The sequence below is a fragment of the Streptomyces sp. NPDC054872 genome (genome assembly GCF_053610705.1).
Map to the genome: position 1 here is coordinate 146,139 of NZ_JBSGYY010000012.1, position 20,229 is coordinate 166,367.

Genomic DNA, 20,229 nt, shown 5'->3' on the forward strand with positions numbered 1-20,229 from the left:
AAAGTGGAGAACCTGATCGCGCTGCTCGTAGCGGCGCCTCTGCTCGGAGCGGCCGTACTGCTGTGCGGCGGGCGGCGGTTGGACCGTGTGGGCCACTGGCTCGGCACGCTGCTCGCGGCCGCCTCCTTCGTCATCGGTGTGATGCTCTTCGCCGACATGCTGGGCAGGGGCGCCGAGGAGCGCTCCCTGTCGCAGCACGTGTTCAGCTGGATCCCCGTGGAGGGATTCCAGGCGGACGTCGCCTTCCAGCTCGACCAGCTGTCGATGACGTTCGTCCTGCTGATCACCGGTGTGGGCACCCTGATCCACATCTACTCCATCGGGTACATGGAGCACGACGAGCGGCGCCGCCGCTTCTTCGGCTATCTGAACCTGTTCCTCGCGGCGATGCTCATCCTCGTCCTCGCCGACAACTACCTGCTCCTGTACGTCGGATGGGAGGGCGTCGGCCTCGCCTCCTACCTCCTGATCGGCTTCTGGCAGCACAAGCCCAGCGCGGCCACCGCCGCGAAGAAGGCCTTCCTGGTCAACCGGGTCGGCGACATGGGCCTCTCGATCGCCATCATGCTGATGTTCACCACGTTCGGGACGTTCGCCTTCGGGCCCGTCCTGGAGGCCACGGGTGAGACGTCGGAGGGCAAGCTGACGGCCATCGGCCTGATGCTGCTGCTCGCGGCGTGCGGCAAGTCGGCCCAGGTGCCGCTGCAGTCCTGGCTCGGCGACGCGATGGAGGGCCCGACCCCGGTCTCGGCCCTCATCCACGCGGCGACGATGGTGACCGCCGGCGTGTACTTGATCGTCCGCTCCGGCGCGATCTTCAACGGCGCCCCGGACGCGCAACTCGTCGTCACCGTCGTGGGTGCGGTCACGCTCCTCTTTGGTGCGATCGTCGGTTGCGCGAAGGACGACATCAAGAAGGCCCTCGCAGGGTCGACCATGTCCCAGATCGGGTACATGATCCTGGCCGCGGGCCTCGGCCCCATCGGCTACGTCTTCGCGATCATGCACCTGGTGACGCACGGCTTCTTCAAGGCCGGGCTCTTCCTCGGGGCCGGTTCGGTCATGCACGGCATGAACGACGAGGTCGACATGCGGAAGTACGGCGGCCTCAGGAAGTACATGCCGGTCACCTTCGTCACGTTCGGTCTCGGCTATCTGGCGATCATCGGCTTCCCCGGCCTGTCCGGCTTCTTCTCCAAGGACAAGATCATCGAGGCGGCGTTCGCCAAGGGCGGCACGGAGGGCTGGATCCTCGGCTCGGTCGCGCTGCTCGGCGCCGCGATCACCGCGTTCTACATGACACGCGTAATGATCATGACGTTCTTCGGCGAGAAGCGCTGGCAGCCCGACGCGGACGGCCACGAGCCGCACCCGCACGAGTCGCCCAGGTCCATGACGATCCCCATGATCGTGCTGGCCTTCGGGTCGGTTTTCGCGGGTGGGTTCTTCAGCATCGGCGACCGCTTCATGCACTGGCTGGAGCCGGTCACCCAGCACGACCACGGGCACTCTCCGCTGAGCGCCGCCACGGTCACGGGCGCCACCATGGTGGTCCTGCTCATCGGTGTGGCCCTCGCCTACTTCCAGTACGGCCGCCGTCCCGTCCCGGTCACCGCCCCGCGCGGTTCGGTGCTCACCCGGGCGGCCCGGCGCGACCTCCTCCAGGACGACTTCAACCACGTCGTCCTGGTCCGCGGCGGAGAGCACCTCACCCGCTCCCTGGTCTACGTCGACCACACCCTGGTCGACGGAGTCGTCAACGGCACGGCGGCCTCGGTCGGCGGGTTCTCCGGACGGCTGCGCAAGATGCAGAACGGCTATGCCCGCTCCTACGCGGTCTCGATGTTCGGCGGCGTTGCGGTACTCATCGCCGCGACCCTGCTGATGAGGGCGGTCTGATACCGATGTCCTTTCCTCTGCTGACAGCGACGGCGGCCCTGCCCGCGCTCGGCGCGATCGCCACGGCAGCCGTTCCGGCCGCCCGGCGTACCGCCGCCAAGTGGCTCGCGCTGCTCGTGTCGCTCGCCACGCTCGCGCTCGCCGTGACCGTGCTCGTGCGGTTCGACCCCGACGGGGCCCGCTACCAACTCACCGAGTCCCGCTCGTGGATCGCGGAATTCGGCGTGCGGTACGAACTGGGTGTGGACGGCATCGGTGTCGCCCTCATCGCGCTCACCGCTCTCCTGATGCCCTTCATCATCCTGGCGGGCTGGCACGACGCCGACCCCCTCGAGACGAAGTCCTCGCGCTGGCGGCCGACCCAGGGCTTCTTCGCCCTGATCCTGGCCGTCGAGGCGATGGTGATCCTCTCCTTCGAGGCCACCGACGTCTTCCTCTTCTACATCTTCTTCGAAGCCATGCTCATCCCGATGTACTTCCTCATCGGCGGCTTCGGGGACCGTGCCCACGCGGGCACGGACGAGAACGCCTCGGCGCAACGCTCGTACGCGGCCGTGAAGTTCCTCCTCTACAACCTCGTCGGCGGCCTGATCATGCTGGCCGCGGTCATCGGGCTCTACGTGGTGGCGGGGAACTTCTCGCTCCAGGAGATCACCGAGGCGCGGGCCAACGGCACGCTCGAGATGGCGACGAGCACCGAGCGGTGGCTGTTCCTCGGCTTCTTCTTCGCCTTCGCGGTGAAGGCTCCGCTGTGGCCGCTGCACACCTGGCTGCCGAACGCGATGGGCGAGGCCACGGCCCCGGTCGCCGTACTGATCACGGCAGTCGTCGACAAGGTCGGCACCTTCGCGATGCTGCGCTTCTGCCTCGGGCTCTTCCCCGAGGCGAGCAAGTGGGCGACGCCGGTCATCCTCGTGCTCGCGCTGGTCAGCATCATCTACGGCGCGCTGCTCGCGGTCGGCCAGCGCGACATCAAGCGCCTGGTGGCGTACGCGTCCATCTCGCACTTCGGGTTCATCATTCTCGGCATCTTCGCGATGACCTCGCAGGGCCAGTCCGGCGCGACGCTCTACATGGTCAACCACGGGATCTCGACCGCCGCCCTGATGCTGGTGGCCGGCTTCCTGATCTCGCGGCGCGGTTCGCGGCTCATCGCGGACTACGGAGGGGTGCAGAAGGTCGCACCGGTGCTCGCGGGCACCTTCCTGATCGGTGGTCTCGCGACGCTCTCGCTGCCTGGCCTGGCGCCGTTCGTGAGTGAGTTCCTGGTCCTGGTCGGCGCCTTCGCGCGCTACCCGGTGGTCGGGATCATCGCCACGATCGGCATCGTGCTCGCCGCGCTCTACACCCTGGTCCTCTACCAGCGGACGATGACGGGCCCGGTGAAGCCGGAGGTCTCGGCCATGCCGGACCTGCGGGTGCGTGAACTCCTCGTCGTCACACCGCTGATCGCGCTCCTGATCGGCCTCGGCGTCTACCCGAAGCCGCTCACCGACCTGGTCAACCCGGCGGTCAAGCACACCATGTCCGACGTACAGCAGAAGGACCCGAAGCCCGACGTGGAGGCGGCCAAGTGAGCGCATCGGCTGTCCACAGCCTGTGGACAATGGCGTCGGCCGCGGCGCCCCAAGATCAGATCGACAAGATCGACACTCCCACGATCGAGTACGCGCAACTGTCGCCGACGTTGATCGTCATCGGCGCGGCGGTCCTCGGGATCCTCATCGAGGCCTTCGTGCCGCGCAAGGCCCGTTACTACGCGCAGGTGTTCGTGGCCGTCGTCGCCCTCACCGCTGCCTTCGCCGCGGTCGTCGGGCTCGCGGCCACCGGGTACGGCACGACGAAGGCGCACATCGCGGCGATGGGCGCCATCGCGGTCGACGGACCGGCGCTCTTCCTCCAGGGCACGATCCTCCTCGCGGGACTCGTCGCGATCTTCACCTTCGCCGAGCGGCGGCTCGACCCGGTGGCGCACGGCAACCGCGTCGACTCGTTCGTCGCGCAGGCCGGAGCGACGCCGGGAAGTGAGGGCGAAAAGGCCGCCACCAAGGCCGGGTTCACCACCACCGAGGTGTTCCCGCTCGCGCTCTTCGCGATCGGCGGGATGCTCGTCTTCCCGTCGGCGAACGACCTCCTGACGCTCTTCATCGCCCTTGAGGTCTTCTCGCTGCCGCTCTACCTGCTGTGCGCGCTCGCCCGCCGCAAGCGCCTGATGTCGCAGGAAGCCGCCGTCAAGTACTTCCTGCTCGGCTCGTTCTCCTCGGCGTTCCTGCTCTTCGGGATCGCCCTGCTCTACGGGTACGCGGGCTCGGTGTCGTACGGGACGATCGCCAAGGTCATCGACGGCAGCGTCCAGGAGGTCAACCCGGCGCTCGCCGACACCATGGGCAACGACGCGCTGCTCCTGATCGGCGCCGCGATGATCGTCATGGGTCTGCTCTTCAAGGTCGGCGCGGTGCCGTTCCACATGTGGACCCCGGACGTGTACGAAGGCGCGCCCACCCCGGTCACCGGCTTCATGGCCGCGGCCACGAAGGTGGCCGCCTTCGGTGCGCTGCTCCGGCTCCTCTACGTGGTCCTGCCGGGCCTTCGCTGGGACTGGCGGCCCGTGATGTGGGGCGTCGTGATCCTCACGATGCTGGCCGGCGCGATCGTCGCGATCACCCAGACCGACATCAAGCGCCTGCTCGCCTACTCCTCGATCGCCCACGCGGGCTTCATCCTCGCCGGTGTCATCGCCATGACCCCGGACGGCATCTCGTCGGTCCTCTTCTACCTGGGGGCCTACTCCTTCGTGACGATCGGCGCGTTCGCGGTGGTCACGCTGGTGCGGGACGCGGGCGGCGAGGCCACGCACCTGTCGAAGTGGGCAGGGCTCGGACGGCGCTCGCCGCTGGTCGCCGCGGTCTTCGCGGTGTTCCTGCTCGCCTTCGCCGGCATTCCGCTGACCTCCGGGTTCTCCGGGAAGTTCGCGGTGTTCAAGGCGGCGGCGGAGGGTGGCGCGGGAGCGCTGGTCGTGGTCGGTGTGATCTCGTCCGCGATCGCGGCGTTCTTCTACATCCGCGTGATCGTGCTCATGTTCTTCAGCGAACCGAAGGCGGACGGCCCGACGGTCGCCGTGCCCTCGCCGCTGACGATGACGGCGATCGGCGTGGGCGTCGCGGTGACGCTGGTCCTGGGCGTGGCCCCGCAGTACTTCCTGGATCTGGCGAACCAGGCGGGGGTCTTCGTCCGGTAGTCCACCTGTTCGCTTCGCCGCCGCCCGGCACCCCGTCCGACAGGGGTGCCGGGCGGCGGCCTGTGGATAACTTCCTGAGGTGTCGGTCCGGAGCCCTATCGTGGAGTCTGTGGTCGAAGCGCGACGTACGGGGGCAGGGCGATGGATGGGATCGATGGCATGAGTGAGGTGACCGTACCGAGCGCGGTGGCGGAGAGTGGCGTGGTGGCGGAGAGTGACGCACTGCGGACGCTGCACCGCGTCTTCGGGTATGACGCGTTCCGCGGTGAGCAGGAAGCGATCATCGACCACGTGGTCGCGGGCGGGGACTCCGTCGTGCTGATGCCCACCGGTGGCGGCAAGTCGCTCTGCTATCAGATCCCGGCCCTGGTGCGGCCCGGCACCGGCGTCGTCATCTCCCCCCTCATCGCGCTCATGCAGGACCAGGTGGACGCGCTGCGGGCCCTCGGCGTGCGGGCCGGGTTCATCAACTCCACGCAGGACTTCGACGAGCGGCGCGTGATGGAGGCCGAGTTCCTCGCGGGGGAGCTCGACGTGCTGTATCTGGCGCCGGAGCGGCTGCGCCTGGAGGGGACGCTCGATCTGCTCTCCCGCGCCAAGATCTCTGTCTTCGCGATCGACGAGGCGCACTGCGTCGCGCAGTGGGGCCACGACTTCCGCCCCGACTACCTGGCACTCTCCCTCCTCGGCGAGCGCTGGCCGGACGTGCCGCGGATCGCGCTGACGGCCACGGCGACGCACGCCACGCACCGGGAGATCACCGAGCGGCTCGGCATGCCGGACGCCAAGCACTTCGTGGCGAGCTTCGACCGGCCCAACATCCAGTACCGCATCGTGCCGAAGGCCGAGCCGAAGAAGCAGCTCCTGGCTTTCCTCAAAGAGGAGCACGCGGGCGACGCGGGCATCGTCTACTGCCTCTCGCGCAATTCGGTGGAGAAGACCGCCGAGTTCCTGTGCAAGAACGGCATCGAGGCCGTTCCGTACCACGCGGGCCTGGACGGCGGGACGCGCGCGAGGCACCAGTCCCGCTTCCTCCGGGAGGAGGGCCTGGTCGTCTGCGCCACGATCGCCTTCGGCATGGGCATCGACAAGCCGGACGTCCGGTTCGTCGCCCACCTGGACCTGCCGAAGTCGGTCGAGGGGTACTACCAGGAGACGGGCCGCGCGGGCCGCGACGGACTGCCCTCCACGGCCTGGATGGCGTACGGCCTGCAGGACGTCGTCCAGCAGCGGAAGATGATCCAGGGCAGCGAGGGCGACGAGGCGTTCCGCCGCCGGGCTGCCTCGCATCTGGACTCGATGCTGGCCCTGTGCGAGACGGCCCAGTGCCGCCGGGCCCAACTCCTCACGTACTTCGGCCAGGACGCGGACGCCCCGTCCTGCGGCAACTGCGACACGTGCCTGACGCCCCCGGAGACCTGGGACGGCACGGTCCCGGCCCAGAAGGTCCTCTCCACGATCGTGCGGCTCCAGCGCGAGCGCAACCAGAAGTTCGGCGCGGGCCAGATCATCGACATCCTGCTCGGCAAGAAGACCGCCAAGGTCATCCAGTTCGACCACGACCAGCTCTCGGTCTTCGGCATCGGCGAGGAGCTCGCGGAGGCCGAATGGCGCGGCGTGGTGCGGCAGTTGCTGGCTCAGGGGCTCCTCGCGGTCGAGGGGGAGTACGGCACGCTGGTCCTGACCGAGGAGAGCGGTTCGGTCCTCGGCCGGGAGCGGGAGGTGCGGTTGCGCAAGGAGCCGAAGCGCGCGGCTGCCGCCCGGGCCTCGAAGGGGGAGCGGAAGGCGAAGACGGCGGCCGCCGTGGCCGAGCTGCCTCAGGAAGCGGTGCCGGTGTTCGAGGCGCTGCGGGCGTGGCGCGGTGCGCAGGCCAAGGAGCTGGGCCTGCCTGCGTACGTGATCTTCCACGACGCCACGCTGCGGGAGATCGCCACGCTGCGGCCCTCGTTCCTGTCGGAGCTCGGCGGCATCAGCGGGCTCGGTGAGAAGAAGCTGGCGACGTACGGGGAGGGCGTGCTGGAGGTCCTGGCGGGGCTCGGCGGCTCGGCAGCTCCGGCACCGGCGGCGGCTCCGGTGCCCCCGCAGGCCTCGGAGCCCCCGGAGGAGGAGTGGCCGGAGCCGCCGGAGGACTTCTGAGCAGCTAGCCGGGCCCCTTGGGGGCGCGGGGAACTGCGCACCCAGCCACGATGGCGCCGCAGACGAATCCGGAGCGCAGGGAGCCGGGGGTGACCCCACCCCCGGCCAGAATCTCACCGCGCTGAGGCGACCCTGCCAGAAACCTCACCGAGGCCCACCCGGGTTCCGTCCGGGCCCGGGGCCCACGCCGAGAGGGTCACCTCGTCCCCGTCCTCGAGGAACGTCCGCTTCCCGTCCGGAAGGACAAGGGCGTCGCGGCCGTTCCAGGTGATCTCGATCAGGGAGCCGTACTGCCCCTCGGAGGGCCCGCTCACGGTGCCCGAGCCGTACAGGTCGCCCGTCCGCAGGGACGCGCCGTTCGCCGTCATGTGGGCCAGCTGCTGGGCGGCCGTCCAGTAGACGGTGGAGAAGGGCGGTTCGGAGATGACGTGGCCGTTCAGGGTCACGGTGATGCGGAGGTCGTAGCCGCAGGGTTCGTCGGCGACGGACTCCGCCGAGTCGTCCAGGTAGGGCAGGAGTTCATGCGTGCGCTCCGGCGGGGCGACCCGCGCCGCGTCCAGGGCCTCGAGGGGGGTGATCCACGCCGAGACCGAGGTGCAGAAGGACTTGCCGAGGAAAGGCCCGAGCGGAACGTACTCCCACGCCTGGATGTCGCGCGCCGACCAGTCGTTGAGGAGGGTCAGCCCGAAGACGTGCTCCCGGAAGTCCGCGAGCGGCACCGGCGTGCCGAGGTCCGACGGCGTACCCACGACGAAGCCGACCTCGGCCTCGATGTCGAGACGGACGGAGGGCCCGAAGACCGGGGCCGTCTCCGCGGGAGCCTTGCGCTGTCCCGAGGGGCGTACCACCTCGGTGCCGGAGACCACAACGGTGCCGGACCGGCCGTGGTAACCGATGGGGAGGTGCTTCCAGTTGGGGGTCAGCGGGGACGGCGCGTCCGGACGGAAGATCTGGCCCAGGTGTGTCGCGTGGTGCTCGGACGCGTAGAAGTCCACGTAGTCGGCGACCTCGAACGGGAGGTGCAGCGAGACGTCGGACAGGGGGTACATGAGGGGGCGCACGACCTCGCGGTGCGCCGGGATCGTCACCCAGGCCGTGAGCGCGCGCCGTACGTCCGACCAGGCCGTGCGGCCCGCGGCGAGCAGTGGATTGAGAGTGGGTCCGGCGAGCAGCGAGACATAGGGCGAGCCGAGCGCGGCGGCCGCCGCGCCCGCGTCGAGGACGTGATCGCCGAGCCGTACGCCGACGCGGCGCTCTCCGGCCGCGGACGTGCTTCCCGCGTCTGTGGCCAGGGAGAACACGCCGTACGGGAGGTTGTGCGGCCCGAAGGGATCACCCTCCGCGAGAGCGAAGGGGTCGCCTACGGAGCGGACGGAAGGGTCGCTCCCGGCCGGATCGAGCGGGGTGTGCTCGGACATGCGTACCTGCCTCGCTTTCCATATGGGTGTGCCACACGTTACGTGGGAACCCCCGGTTGGGGCAGTGTCTAAAGAGTTCGCAATGTCCGAATAAACCTTGCTGGAGTGGTCAGTTCCGGCTTAGCGTCCTTTGGGGGGACGCGGACGGGGTGGGTCCGGGTCATACGGAGGGACACGTGGGGGGACCCGTGGCCATGAGGAATGACAGCGTGTCCTTCGCGGTGGACCGTGAGGTGCCCGGCCTGATCGTGAAGTTCGGAAACTATCCGCTGCACCACGGCGGCGTCGGCGCGATCCGCAGCCTCGGACGGCTCGGCGTGCCCATGTACGCGATCACGGAGGACCGTTACACACCGGCGGCGGCCTCCCGCCATCTGACCGGCGCGTTTCCCTGGCCGACCACCGGCCTGGAGGAGCCGCGGCGGCTCGTCGAGGGGATGCTGCGCATCGCGCGCCGGATCGGCAGACCCACGGTCCTGATCCCGACCGACGAGGAAGCGGCCGTGCTCATCGCCGAGCACCAGGAGCCGCTGTCCGCGGCGGGCTTCCTTTTCCCGCGCGTGGAGCCGCGGTTGCCCCGGCGCCTCGCCAGCAAGCAGGGCCTGCACGAGCTGTGCGTGGAGCACGGCATCGCCTCGCCGGCCGCGTCCTTCCCCGAGAGCTACCGGGACATCGAGGAGTTCGCCGCCCAGGCGCTCTTCCCGGTGGTCGCCAAGAACCGCGAGGCGTTCACGCGCCGCTCCCGGCCCGCGGTGAACGGGACGACGCGCATCGAGACCCCGGAGGGTCTGCTCTGCCTCGCCCGTGGCTGGGGCGAGCGGCCCGGGGTGATCCTCCAGGAGTATCTGCCGCGGGAGCAGGCCGAGGACTGGATCGTGCACGCGTACTTCGACGCGGACTCGGCGCCGCGCGCGATGTTCACGGGCGTCAAGGTGCGCTCCTGGCCGCCGCACGCGGGGATGACGGCGCATGCGTACGTCGTCGACAATCCGGAACTCGCGGACCTCGCCGCACGTTTCATCAAGCAGATCGGCTTTACCGGCGTCATCGACCTCGACCTTCGCTTCGATCGGCGTGACGGTCAGTACAAGCTGCTCGACTTCAACCCCCGTATGGGTGCGCAATTCCGGCTCTTCGAGAGCGAGTCCGGGATCGATGTGGTTCGCGCCATGCATCTGCACCTGACGGGGCGCCCGGTTCCCAAGGGGGAACAGCGCGCCGGGCACCGGTATGTCGTGGAGAACATCGACCTGCCCGCCCTCCTCGCCTACCGCCGCAGCGGCTATACGACTCCGCACGCGCCCCCACGCGCGAGTGGCACGGAACTGGCGTGGCTCGCGGCGGACGACATGAAGCCGTTCTTCACGATGCTCGCGCGTTTCGTGCGGCCCGGGGCGAAGCACCTCTACCAACTGTGGCGGACCAACCGCCGTGGCAGCAGCACGAGTTAGACACGGCACGCGGGCCCTGGCCGACCGGTCGGGCCCGTTCACCACCCACGAAGTAGGCACACGCGGTAAGTGACGTCCTGGGGAGGGACTTCGTGATCCATCCGGTAGCAGTGATCGGGGCGGGGCCGTTCGGCCTGTCCACCGCGGCCCATCTGCGGGCCCGCGGGATTCCGGTGCGGGTCTTCGGCGACCCGATGGTGAGCTGGCGGGCGCACATGCCCGCGGGCATGCTCCTGAAATCGACCCCCGCGGCCTCGAACATCGACGCGCCGCAGCGCGGCCACGACCTCGTCGACTACTGCGACGCGGCGGGCGTCCGGCGTCTGGTCACCGACGAGGACATCATCCCGATCGAGACCTTCGTCGCCTACGGGGAGTGGTTCAAGGAGAGACTCGTGCCCGACCTGGAGCAGGTGCGGGTGGTCTCCGTGGACCGCAAGGGCACGGCGGGCTTCGACCTGAAGCTGGACTCCGGCGAGCAGTTCACGGCCCGCGCGGTCGTGGTCGCGAGCGGCCTCTCGGGGCTCGCGCAGCTGCCGCCGGCGCTCGCCGCCGCCGTGCCGGACGGGCCGTCCCCCGCCGGGCCCGTCTCGCACAGCTCGCAGCACGGCGACCTGTCACGGTTCGCGGGGCGCGAGCTGATCGTGGTCGGCGCGGGGCAGTCGGCCCTGGAGACGGCCGCGCTCGCCGCCGAGGCGGGCGCGAGCGTCAAGGTGGTGGCGCGCGGCAGGAGTTCGGTGGCCTTCGGGTCGCCCCCGTGGGAGCAGCCGAAGCTGCGCCCCGAGTCGCCGTTCGGCCGCGCCTGGTCGCTCTACGCGATCAGCTACTACCCCCACCCCTACCGCTATCTGCCCCCGCAGGCCCGGCACTACCTGGTCCGCCGCATACTCGGGCCGCTGGGCGCGTGGTGGCTGCGCGAGCGCTTCGAGGGCAAGGTCGACAAGCGCGAGGTCCGCCGCGTCATGTCGGCGGACGTCCGGGACAGCAGCCCCGTCCTGCGGGTGGAGACCCTGGGCGGCCGCATCCGCGAACTCTCCGCGGATCACGTCATAGCGGCGACGGGCTACCGCGTGGACATCGAAGCGATGGACTTCCTCGGCCCCGCCCTCCGCGCCCGCCTTGCGGTGAGCCGAGGCACCCCCAAGCTGGGCGCGGGCTACGTCTCGTCGGTCCCGGGCCTGTACTTCACGGGCCTCCCGGCGGCGGCGTCGTACGGCCCGGTGATGCGCTTCGTGTGCGGCACGGAGTTCGCGTCACCGCGGCTGGCGGGGCATCTGGCGCGGGCGCACGGCTGAACGGGCGGCGACGCCCCCTCCGTCACGAATGCTGATCTCGGCAGGGGCGCGCGGGGCGTGCGGGGCGTGTGCGGACGCTCCTGGGTGGGTTTGTGCGTCGACTCGTGCGTCATGGCGTCTCCGGTGTGCGTTCCGGGCCAAGTCATACCTTAGGGACGGTTCGCGGCGACACGTCTCGGTGAATCCCGCGAGCGCCGGTTGTGCGACCAGCGCACTCCGCTCGTCACAGCTCTTGTGACGTTGCTTTCGGCATCGCCCGGGATCCGTATTCTCTGGATCATGGCTGCACCCCTCGCATATTCACTCATCGCCACTGACCTGGACGGAACGCTGCTGCGCGGCGACGACACCGTCTCCGACCGGTCGTTGGCCGCGCTGTCGGCGGCGGCCGCGGTGGGGGCGCATCACCTGGTGGTGACCGGGCGGCCGGCGCCCCGGGTGAAGCCGCTCCTCGACGACCTGGGCAACGGCGGCCTCGCCGTCTGCGGTCAGGGGGCGCAGTTGTACGACTCCGGGGCCGACCGCATGATCTGGTCCGTGACGCTCGACCGTGAGCTGGCCGAGGCCGCGCTCGGGAAGATCGAGGCCGAGGTGGGGGAGGTGTACGCCGCCGTCGACCAGGACGGCGTGGACGGGCTCACCCTCATCGAGCCCGGGTATCTGATGCCGCACCCCACGTTGCCCGCCGTGCGCGTCCACAAGCGTGACGCGCTCTGGGCCGAACCCATCAGCAAGGTCCTCCTGCGCCATCCCGAGCTGACCGACGACGAGTTGGCCGCCGTCGCCCGTGACGCCGTCGGGTCGCTTGCCACCGTCACCATGTCAGGGCCCGGCACCGTCGAGCTCCAGCCGCGCGGGGTGACCAAGGCGACCGGGCTCGCCCTCGCCGCCGAGCGGCTCGGGATGGCCTCCGAGGACACCATCGCCTTCGGGGACATGCCCAACGACGTGCCGATGTTCGTGTGGGCGGCCCGCGGCATCGCCATGGCCAACGCCCACCCCGACCTCAAGTCGGCCGCCGACGAGGTGACTTGCTCCAACGAGGAGGACGGGGTGGCCGTCGTGCTCGAGCGCTTGCTCCGTGCGGGGGAGCGGGGCCGCCGCCCTCAGGGTGCCCGCTAGCCCGCCGTCCTATGGGGGCCCGCTAGCCCGCCGTCCGCGGGATCCGCTTCTCCCACGTGCGGTGGAAGACGACCTCGCCGCCGTCCTTGCACACCACCTCGTTCGACGTGATGAAGTCCGTCGCGTCGCACGTGATCTCGGAGCGTGACTCGACCGTCGCGTCCCAGCCGAGCTCGGGGCGGTGCAACCGGATGAACCAGTCGGAGCGGGTGCGGGCGGAGAGCGGATCGGACTCGTTGATCGTGTACGCCTCCACCGCGTCCTCGGTGAATTCGAGGCCGTCCGGGTAGACGCGCGTACCGCCGTAGCGCGGGTCCACCTCAAGGCGCCACTCGCCCTTCGCCACATCGCGTACGACCAGGCGCTCGGGGCGCGGCTCGTCGAGTGTCGCCGGGTACACCACTCCGAGCGGCTCCGACTGCTCGGGCGCCTCGAAAGTGATCGTCGGGTCCAGGTCGCCCTCCCGTACCGGGAGTTCAAGGGCGCTGCCCGCCGGGTCGAGGACGAAGCCCGCCGTGTCCGCCTGCGGCCAGATCCACGGCCAGTACGCGGACGACACCGCGAGCCTGATCTTGTGGCCGGGCGGGAACGTGTGGCCGATCGCGTTCAGCTCGAAGGTGACGTCTTCCGTCTCGCCCACCGGCCACGGGTCCACCCGGTCCCTGCCGTTGCGGGCGGAGAGGTTCAGAACGCCGCGCGTGACCAGCGTCGACGAGCCGTCCGGTGCCACGTCGCACACCCGCGCGATCGCCTGGCCGGACGGGGTGTCCAGCGCCAGGCGCAGCTTCACCTTGGGCCGGCCCAGGATGCGTACGGCCGAGGGGACCTCGAACTCGAAGCACGCCGACCTGGCGTCCTCGTCCCGCTGGTCCGGCGGCAGGTCGGCGTCGTTGCCGAAGGGGAAGTAGCGCCCCGCGTCCAGGCCCGTGTGCTGGGGGGAGTTCACGATCACCGGCGCGCCCTGGAGGGCGTACGGGGTCGGGGTGACGTTCGGCGAGGGCCAGGAGGGATCGCCGACCCAGCCGCCCGGCAGCTCGGCGTACACCGTGGCCGGCGGGTGGGATTCGCTGATCCAGGAGCGGAGCTTCGGTTCGGCCATCACCCCGGTGTCGATGCCCTTGAGGTGGTGGTCCCACCAGCGCAGGGTCTCCTGGAGGAAGCCGATCGCCGGACCCGGCGGAAGACCCCGATCCGGGTACTGGTGCGACCACGGGCCGATCAAACCCCGTACGTCGCCCGGAAGATGCTCGACCAGACGCAGGACGGTGTCCCGGTAGGGGTCGTGGAAGCCGCCCACCGCGAGTACGGCCGCGCCGATCGCCGCGTAGTCCTCGCAGACGCTGCCGTGCTGCCAGTAGGCGTCCCGCGTCTGGTGGTCGAGCCAGGTGTGGATGAAGGGGTCCACGGCTTCGAGGCGGCTCAGCCACATCTCCCGCCAGCGGTCGCCGACGAACAGCGGGTCCGGCGGGCGGGAGACGAAAGCGAGCATGGTCGCCGCCCACGCGTGCATGTCCACCGCGAGGACGGAACCACCCATGTAGTGCACGTCGTTGTCATAGCGGTCGTCCGCGGAGCAGACCGTGACGATCGCCTTGAGCGGCTCGGGCGCGAGGGCCGCGATCTGGAGGGAGTTGAAGCCGCCCCAGGAGATGCCGAACATGCCGACCTTGCCGGAGCACCAGGGCTGCGCGGCGAGCCAGTTGACGACCTCGACCCCGTCGGCCAGCTCGACCGGGGAGTACTCGTCGGTCGGCATGCCCTCCGAGTTGCCGTGACCGCGGACGTCCACGCGCACGGAGGCGTAGCCATGGCCCGCGTACCAGGGGTGGCGCTGGAAGTCGCGTGGCGCCGTCCAGTCGCTCAGCCGGTAGGGGAGGTACTCCAGGAGCACGGGGACGGGTTCGTCCGTCACCGGGCGCCAGATGCGCGCGTAGAGCTTGGTCCCGTCCGGGAGGGGTACCTGGACGTCCTCGCGGGTGGTCTCGTACGGGAAGGACTGGCGAATCTGCATGGGGGGAACCTCAGTGTCCTCAGTGGACGGGGTGCATGGTGCGGCGGAGCCACGGGGCGAGCAGGATGACGGCGACACCGGCGGCCACCGCGATCGCCCCGTTCACGCCGAAGTACGCCGGGTTGGAGACCTCTCCGTACAGCTTCACGATCTGGGCCTGGATGCCGTTGGCGAGGGCGAGCGAGAGGAACCAGAGAGCCATGGTCTGACTGGCGAAGGCCCGGGGCGCGAGCTTCGTCGTGGCCGACATGCCCGAGGTCTCCACGAGGATGTCGCCGAGACCGAGCAGCAGGTACGAGCCGACGATCCACCAGACCGCCATCTTGTACGTGTCGTCGCCGTGCCCGGAGGTGGGGAGCACCATCAGCAGGAACGACAGGCCGCCCAGGATCACACCGAACGCGATCTTGTTGGAGGCGTGCGGCTGACGGTGGCCCATCCGGGCCCAGACCGCGGCGACGACGGGGGCGAGCGCGACCTCGAAGGCGCCGAGCGCGGAGGCGTACCAGCTGGCGGGGAAGGTGAAGCCGAGGATCGAGGTCTCGGCGTTCGTCGACGCGAGCAGGATCATCGTCGAGTAGGCCTGGAAGAGGATGAAGTTGAAGACGACCGAGGCGAGGAAGAGCACCACGTACGGCTTGAGGCGGCCGCGCTCCTCGGGCGTCACCCGTGGGCTGCGGAACATGACCGCGAAGTAGACGATCGGCGCGATCACCGAGATGACGGTGAGCAGGTCGACGAAGCGGTCCATCGTCAGCCAGCCGACGGCGGCGAGCACACCCGCGAGGGCGGCGAACACGAGGACGCCCACGACGATCAGGACGATCGCGCGGCGCATCGCGTCCTTGGGGAGCGCGAATTCCGCCGACGCCTTGCGTCCGGCGAGATGACGGCGCCCGAGCACGTACTGGACCAGGCCGAACGTCATGCCGATGGCGGCCGCCGAGAAGCCCCAGTGCCAGCCCTTGTGGTCGCCGAGCCAGCCGGTGATCAGGGGGCCCGCGAAGGCGCCGATGTTGATGCCCATGTAGTACAGCGCGAAGCCCGCGTCACGCCGGTCGTCGTCGGTGCGGTAGAGCTTGCCGACCATCGAGGCGACGTTCGGCTTGAGCAGGCCGGTGCCCGCGCTGATCAGGCCAAGTCCGACCCAGGTCATCGTCGCCGTCGGCACGGCCATCGAGTAGTGGCCGCAGGCGATGAGGATGCCGCCCCACAGGACCGCGCGGTACGAGCCGAAGATGCGGTCGGCGAGCCAGCCGCCGGCCACCGACACGAGATAGACGAGTGTTCCGTACGCCGCCGACACCGAGGCCGCGGTCCCGGAATCCATGCCCATTCCGTCGTTCGCGACGGAGTCCGCGAAGTACAGGACGAGGATGGCCTGCATGCCGAGGAACGAGAAGCGCTCCCAGACCTCGAGACCCGACAGGGTGAGCAGACCGCGCGGCTGCCCGAAGAAGGCGTGGTCGTCGCCGGGCGGCGGCTCCGTCGGCGGCTCCGCGGGCGGTTCGGTGTCGGCCTCAGTGCGGGACAAAGGTTGTGCTCCCGGTAGTTCTGTGGTGCATGGGGCTTTCGTGGATTACGAGGATTACGGGGCGATCGGGTTTTGTGGGGCGTATCAGCTGATCAAGAACATACCGGTGGTGTTCGCATGCCGCCTGGGCGGCATTGCACAGGCGGGTGCCCACTGTGATCGAAAGGCGACCGGATACGCTGACTTGTGCGAGGGCAGCGACACATCGACAAACCGTGTCATCGACCCCGTCATCGCGCAAAGATCGACCGAGTGATGATCGACCGAGTGACCGACTTGTGATCGTCAGCAGACAGGAGAACCCCTCGTGACCGTCGTCGGGCCCTTCGGCCTCAGCGTGCGGGACCAGGCTCTCGAAGCCGATGTCCAGGCCGGATTGGCGGCCGTCGAGGAAGGTCTGCTCGACGCCACCAAAAGCGGGGTCCCCTTCATCACGGAGGCCGCGCAGCATCTGGTGCGCGCGGGCGGCAAGCGGTTCAGGCCGCTCCTCGTGATGCTCGCCTCGCAGTTCGGGGATCCGTACGCGCCGGGTGTCGTGCCCTCCGCCGTCGTCGTCGAGCTCACGCACCTCGCGACGCTCTACCACGACGACGTGATGGACGAGGCGGACGTGCGCCGCGGCGTCGAGAGCGCCAACCAGCGTTGGGGCAACTCCGTCGCCGTCCTCACGGGTGACTTCCTCTTCGCCCGCGCCTCGTACATCCTGGCCGACCTCGGCCCGGACGCCGTCCGCATCCAGGCGGAGGCCTTCGAACGCCTGGTCACCGGCCAGATCCTGGAGACGGCGGGCCCGACCGAGGGCCGCGACCCGATCGACCACTACCTCGACGTGCTCGGTGGCAAGACCGGCTCGCTCGTCGCCGTGGCGTGCCGTTTCGGCGCCATGATGTCCGGCGCCGACGAGACCGTCGTGGACGTCCTGACCCAGTACGGGGAGCGGCTCGGCGTCGCCTTCCAGCTCGCCGACGACGTACTGGACATCGCTTCCGACTCGCACGAGTCCGGCAAGACGCCGGGCACGGACCTCCGGGAAGGCATCCCCACCCTTCCGGTCCTGCGCCTGCGCGAGCGGGTGGAGAAGCTCGGGCTGCCCGAGGACATCGCCCTGTCTGAGCTCCTGGACTCGGATCTGACGGACGACGCGCGGCACGCCGAGGCGCTGGCCCGGCTGCGGGTCCACCCGGCCCTGGAGCAGGCGCGCAAGGACACCGTGCGGTTCGCGGAGGAGGCGCGGGACACCCTCGCGCCGCTGCGGGACTGCGACGCGAAGACCTCGCTCGTCGAGCTCTGCGATCTGGTGGTGCACCGGGCGGGCTGAGTCTCCCGCCGCGCGCGATGTGCGTGACCTAGGTCACACTTTCGGGTCGGCCCTGGATTGAGTCCGGGATCGGATCCAATCCGTACCTATGTCCGGAAGCTGACGCAGTGGGGCGTCGGCTCGGGTACGGGGGAGATTTCTGATCATGGGTACTTTTGGTACTTCCGGCATGTTCACGCGCCGCCGCCGGGCTCTGCTCGCCGCCGGTGTGGCCGTCGCCGCCGCGGGAGGCGTGGCGGTCGCGGCACCGACCGCGGCGGCGCACGACGGCAGCGGCAGCGCGAGCAGCGGCAGCAGTAACGCGAGCAGCGGCACCAGCAGTGCGGGAGCCGTCTTCGCGGCGAGCATGAACGGCGCGAACGAGGTGCCGGTGCAGGGCGGCCCCGCGGTGGGCGACAAGGACGGCAGGGCGCTCGAATTCGTCGAGGTCGAGGGCGACCGGGTGTCGGTCAGCGTCAAGTGGCGCGGCACGGACAGGCCGACCGCCCTCCACATCCACCAGGGCGCCAAGGGCACCAACGGCGGCGTCAAGATCGACTTCACCGGGCTGCTCGGCACGAGCAAGGGCCATCGCGTCACGGGCACGGTCAAGGTCGACGACGCGGCGCTGCTCGGGCAGTTGAAGGCCGACCCGAACAGCTTCTACGCCAATCTGCACACCACCGAGTTCCCCGGCGGCGCGGTCCGCGGACAGCTCCACAAGGTGACCACGGACGTCGACTTCCGCGACGTGGCGGCCCACTTCCAGGCCTCGGTGCTCAAGGGCAAGCAGATCTACGAGTGCAAGAAGACCGAGGACGGTTCCGGAAAGTTCGCCTTCGCGCAGCGTGACGTGCGCGCGAGGCTCGGCGGCGGCATCGCGCACGACTTCGTCGCCCCCAACTCGGGCACTCCGCGCTGGACCGCCCCCGACCGCAGCCAGGTCACCGGCAAGCTGATCTCCAGGACCCCGAACGGCGAGAAGAACATCCCCGAACTCGACCTGGCGGCCACGCAGACGGGCAAGCCGCGCGGGCTGCTCGCCGGCACCGCGGAGATCCTGCGCCTGAACACGGTGGGCGGGGTCGCACCGGCGGGAGACTGCGAACAGGGCGCCATCGCGGAGGTGCCGTACAAGGCGGACTACGTGTTCGTGCAGCGCTGAACCCTGAGTGCTCGGGCGGCGCTTCCCCTACTGGTCGGGGGAGGCGTCGCCTCTTTTTGTCATCCCACAGCAGTACGTGGAGTTGCTCCCGGGGTCTGACGCTTCTTGTCGGCTGATTTGGTCGTATGGAGACAAGCAAGGTCCGGCAAGAACAACCACTCCTGACCTGTTCGGGTGAGAATGGCGGCGAGGAGTGGACGCACGCACGTACTGGGAAGGCCGCCGCCGACCACGGAGGTAGGGCACACAATGGCACCGTACGAACCGGAGCAGAACACCAGCGAGAGCGGGGAGCTGCGCGCGGGCCGTCGCAAGGCGGCGCGTTACGTGGTCCCCGTCGCGGTGGCGGGGGTGGCGGCGGCGACCATCGGGCTCGTCCCGGCGCTCGCCACGTCGGGCGACCCCAAGCTGCCCGACGTCACCGCCCAGGAACTCATCGAGAAGATCGCCGCGTCGGACACGGAGCAGCTCTCCGGCACCGTGAAGATCAGCACCGACCTCGGCCTCCCGTCCCTCGGCGGCGGCATGGCCGGTGGCTTCGCCCCTGGTGGCGGCTCGGGCGGCGGGAGCGGGGACGGTAAGGGCTCGGCCGCGGACCCGCAGGCGAAGCTGATGGAGCTGGCGACCGGCACGCACACGCTGCGCGTCGCCGCCGACGGCCCCGACAAGCAGAAGCTGTCGATCCTGGACGACGCCGCCGAGTACAGCCTGATCCACAACGGCGACGACGTGTGGGCGTACGACAGCAAGTCGAACGAGGCGTATCACTCCAAGTCGGCGGCCAAGGACGCCGGTAAGGATTCCAAGGATTCCGGGGATTCCGGGGACAAGGACCTCCCCAAGGGTGTCCCGTCCACGCCCAAGGAGCTGGCCGAAGAAGCGCTCAAGGCGGTCGACGACACGACGTCGGTGAAGGTGGACGGCACCGCGCAGGTCGCCGGCCGCGACGCCTACCGCCTGGTCATCAAGCCCAAGCAGTCGGGCTCGACGATCGGCCAGATCACGGTCGCCGTGGACTCCGAGACCGGCACGCCGCTGAAGTTCACGCTCACCCCGTCCGGCGGCGGCAGCGCGGTCGTCGACGCGGGCTTCACCAAGGTCGACTTCGGCAAGCCGGCCGCTTCGACCTTCGACTTCACGCCGCCCAAGGGCGCGAAGGTCACGGAGGGCGATGACGCCAAGGCCGAGAAGCACGGCTTCAAGGACGGCGGCAAGGAGTTCGGCGGCAAGGAGTTCAAGGCCGGCAAGGAGTTCAAGGGCGGCGAGGACCTGAACGGTCTGAACGTCATCGGCAAGGGCTGGAACTCCATCGCCGAGCTCGAACTGCCGGGTGGCCAGGGCCTCCCGACGGGCGCCTCCGGGGACATCCCGCAGGACGCGCAGGGCTTCCTCGACTCGCTCGGCGACAAGGTGTCGGGCGACTTCGGCTCGGGCACGGTCTTCAAGACGCGCCTGATCAACGCCCTCATCACCGAGGACGGCAAGGTCTACGCGGGCGCGGTGACCAAGGAAGCTTTGGTGAAGGCAGCGGACGCCGCGAACTAGAGCGCCCCTTCAGGGGCGCGGGGAACTGCGCGATCAGCCACGAAGCACTCGCAGCAGATGAACAGGCGGCGGGCTCAGGGTACGAACCCTGAGCCCGCCGCACCGGTGAGGGAGGACG

General features: G+C 69.7%; 13 protein-coding genes. 10 read left to right on the plus strand and 3 right to left on the minus strand.

Features of this window, described 5'->3' with window-relative positions:
- The first annotated feature begins 3 nt into the window (after positions 1 to 3).
- From nuoL to recQ, 4 genes are all read left to right on the plus strand, one after another.
- Positions 4 to 1,899, plus strand: a complete 1,896-nt coding sequence (gene nuoL, locus ACWGIH_RS17085; protein ID WP_453445729.1) for an NADH-quinone oxidoreductase subunit L — start codon at positions 4 to 6, stop codon at positions 1,897 to 1,899.
- A 5-nt stretch (positions 1,900 to 1,904) separates the two neighbouring features.
- Positions 1,905 to 3,476 carry an NADH-quinone oxidoreductase subunit M gene (locus tag ACWGIH_RS17090; protein WP_453445727.1) on the plus strand — a complete coding sequence of 524 codons (1,572 nt, stop codon included), beginning with the start codon at positions 1,905 to 1,907 and terminating at the stop codon, positions 3,474 to 3,476.
- Positions 3,473 to 5,137 carry an NADH-quinone oxidoreductase subunit NuoN gene (gene nuoN / locus ACWGIH_RS17095; RefSeq protein ID WP_453445725.1) on the plus strand — a complete coding sequence of 555 codons (1,665 nt, stop codon included), beginning with the start codon at positions 3,473 to 3,475 and terminating at the stop codon, positions 5,135 to 5,137. The genes ACWGIH_RS17090 and nuoN overlap by 4 nt, the downstream gene beginning before the upstream one ends.
- A 159-nt stretch (positions 5,138 to 5,296) precedes the next feature.
- On the plus strand, positions 5,297 to 7,273 hold the full coding sequence (recQ, locus tag ACWGIH_RS17100; protein ID WP_453452559.1) for a DNA helicase RecQ: 1,977 nt from the start codon (positions 5,297 to 5,299) through the stop codon (positions 7,271 to 7,273).
- 113 nt (positions 7,274 to 7,386) lie between these two features.
- Here recQ and fahA read toward each other — a convergent pair whose 3' ends face one another.
- A complete protein-coding gene (gene fahA / locus ACWGIH_RS17105; protein ID WP_453452557.1) occupies positions 7,387 to 8,691 on the minus strand; it encodes a fumarylacetoacetase in 1,305 nt (434 codons plus the stop codon).
- Positions 8,692 to 8,885: 194 nt separating this feature from the next.
- On the opposite strand from fahA, the gene ACWGIH_RS17110 reads away from it, so the two are divergent.
- The 3 genes from ACWGIH_RS17110 to ACWGIH_RS17120 all read left to right on the plus strand — a co-directional run bounded on the left by ACWGIH_RS17110 (position 8,886) and on the right by ACWGIH_RS17120 (position 12,559).
- Positions 8,886 to 10,142, plus strand: a complete 1,257-nt coding sequence (locus ACWGIH_RS17110; protein ID WP_453452555.1) for a carboxylate--amine ligase — start codon at positions 8,886 to 8,888, stop codon at positions 10,140 to 10,142.
- A 92-nt stretch (positions 10,143 to 10,234) separates the two neighbouring features.
- The gene (locus tag ACWGIH_RS17115; protein ID WP_453452553.1) at positions 10,235 to 11,437 is read left to right on the plus strand and encodes an FAD-dependent oxidoreductase; all 1,203 of its coding nucleotides are present in this window, start codon (positions 10,235 to 10,237) and stop codon (positions 11,435 to 11,437) included.
- Between the two features lie 279 nt (positions 11,438 to 11,716).
- Positions 11,717 to 12,559 carry an HAD family hydrolase gene (locus tag ACWGIH_RS17120; RefSeq protein ID WP_453452551.1) on the plus strand — a complete coding sequence of 281 codons (843 nt, stop codon included), beginning with the start codon at positions 11,717 to 11,719 and terminating at the stop codon, positions 12,557 to 12,559.
- Positions 12,560 to 12,581: 22 nt separating this feature from the next.
- Here ACWGIH_RS17120 and ACWGIH_RS17125 read toward each other — a convergent pair whose 3' ends face one another.
- Together ACWGIH_RS17125 and ACWGIH_RS17130 are read right to left on the minus strand one after the other, a co-directional pair.
- Positions 12,582 to 14,570, minus strand: a complete 1,989-nt coding sequence (locus ACWGIH_RS17125; protein ID WP_453452550.1) for a CocE/NonD family hydrolase — start codon at positions 14,568 to 14,570, stop codon at positions 12,582 to 12,584.
- Between the two features lie 19 nt (positions 14,571 to 14,589).
- Positions 14,590 to 16,104 carry a peptide MFS transporter gene (locus tag ACWGIH_RS17130; protein WP_453452548.1) on the minus strand — a complete coding sequence of 505 codons (1,515 nt, stop codon included), beginning with the start codon at positions 16,102 to 16,104 and terminating at the stop codon, positions 14,590 to 14,592.
- Between the two features lie 307 nt (positions 16,105 to 16,411).
- Here ACWGIH_RS17130 and ACWGIH_RS17135 point away from each other — a divergent pair, with 307 nt between their 5' ends.
- From ACWGIH_RS17135 to ACWGIH_RS17145, 3 genes are all read left to right on the plus strand, one after another.
- A complete protein-coding gene (locus ACWGIH_RS17135) occupies positions 16,412 to 17,422 on the plus strand; it encodes a polyprenyl synthetase family protein (protein ID WP_365823639.1) in 1,011 nt (336 codons plus the stop codon).
- A 145-nt stretch (positions 17,423 to 17,567) separates the two neighbouring features.
- Positions 17,568 to 18,566 carry a CHRD domain-containing protein gene (locus ACWGIH_RS17140; RefSeq protein ID WP_453452546.1) on the plus strand — a complete coding sequence of 333 codons (999 nt, stop codon included), beginning with the start codon at positions 17,568 to 17,570 and terminating at the stop codon, positions 18,564 to 18,566.
- Between the two features lie 249 nt (positions 18,567 to 18,815).
- The gene (locus tag ACWGIH_RS17145; protein ID WP_453452544.1) at positions 18,816 to 20,111 is read left to right on the plus strand and encodes a LolA family protein; all 1,296 of its coding nucleotides are present in this window, start codon (positions 18,816 to 18,818) and stop codon (positions 20,109 to 20,111) included.
- Positions 20,112 to 20,229 lie beyond the last annotated feature (118 nt).

Coding starts and splice junctions, on each gene's coding strand:
- ACWGIH_RS17110 (WP_453452555.1), top strand. CDS start 8,886: ATGAGGAATGACAGCGTGTCCTTCGCGGTGGACCGTGAGGTGCCCGGC.
- ACWGIH_RS17140 (WP_453452546.1), top strand. CDS start 17,568: ATGGGTACTTTTGGTACTTCCGGCATGTTCACGCGCCGCCGCCGGGCT.
- fahA (WP_453452557.1), bottom strand. CDS start 8,691: ATGTCCGAGCACACCCCGCTCGATCCGGCCGGGAGCGACCCTTCCGTC.
- ACWGIH_RS17125 (WP_453452550.1), bottom strand. CDS start 14,570: ATGCAGATTCGCCAGTCCTTCCCGTACGAGACCACCCGCGAGGACGTC.
- ACWGIH_RS17120 (WP_453452551.1), top strand. CDS start 11,717: ATGGCTGCACCCCTCGCATATTCACTCATCGCCACTGACCTGGACGGA.
- ACWGIH_RS17090 (WP_453445727.1), top strand. CDS start 1,905: ATGTCCTTTCCTCTGCTGACAGCGACGGCGGCCCTGCCCGCGCTCGGC.
- recQ (WP_453452559.1), top strand. CDS start 5,297: ATGAGTGAGGTGACCGTACCGAGCGCGGTGGCGGAGAGTGGCGTGGTG.
- ACWGIH_RS17145 (WP_453452544.1), top strand. CDS start 18,816: ATGGCACCGTACGAACCGGAGCAGAACACCAGCGAGAGCGGGGAGCTG.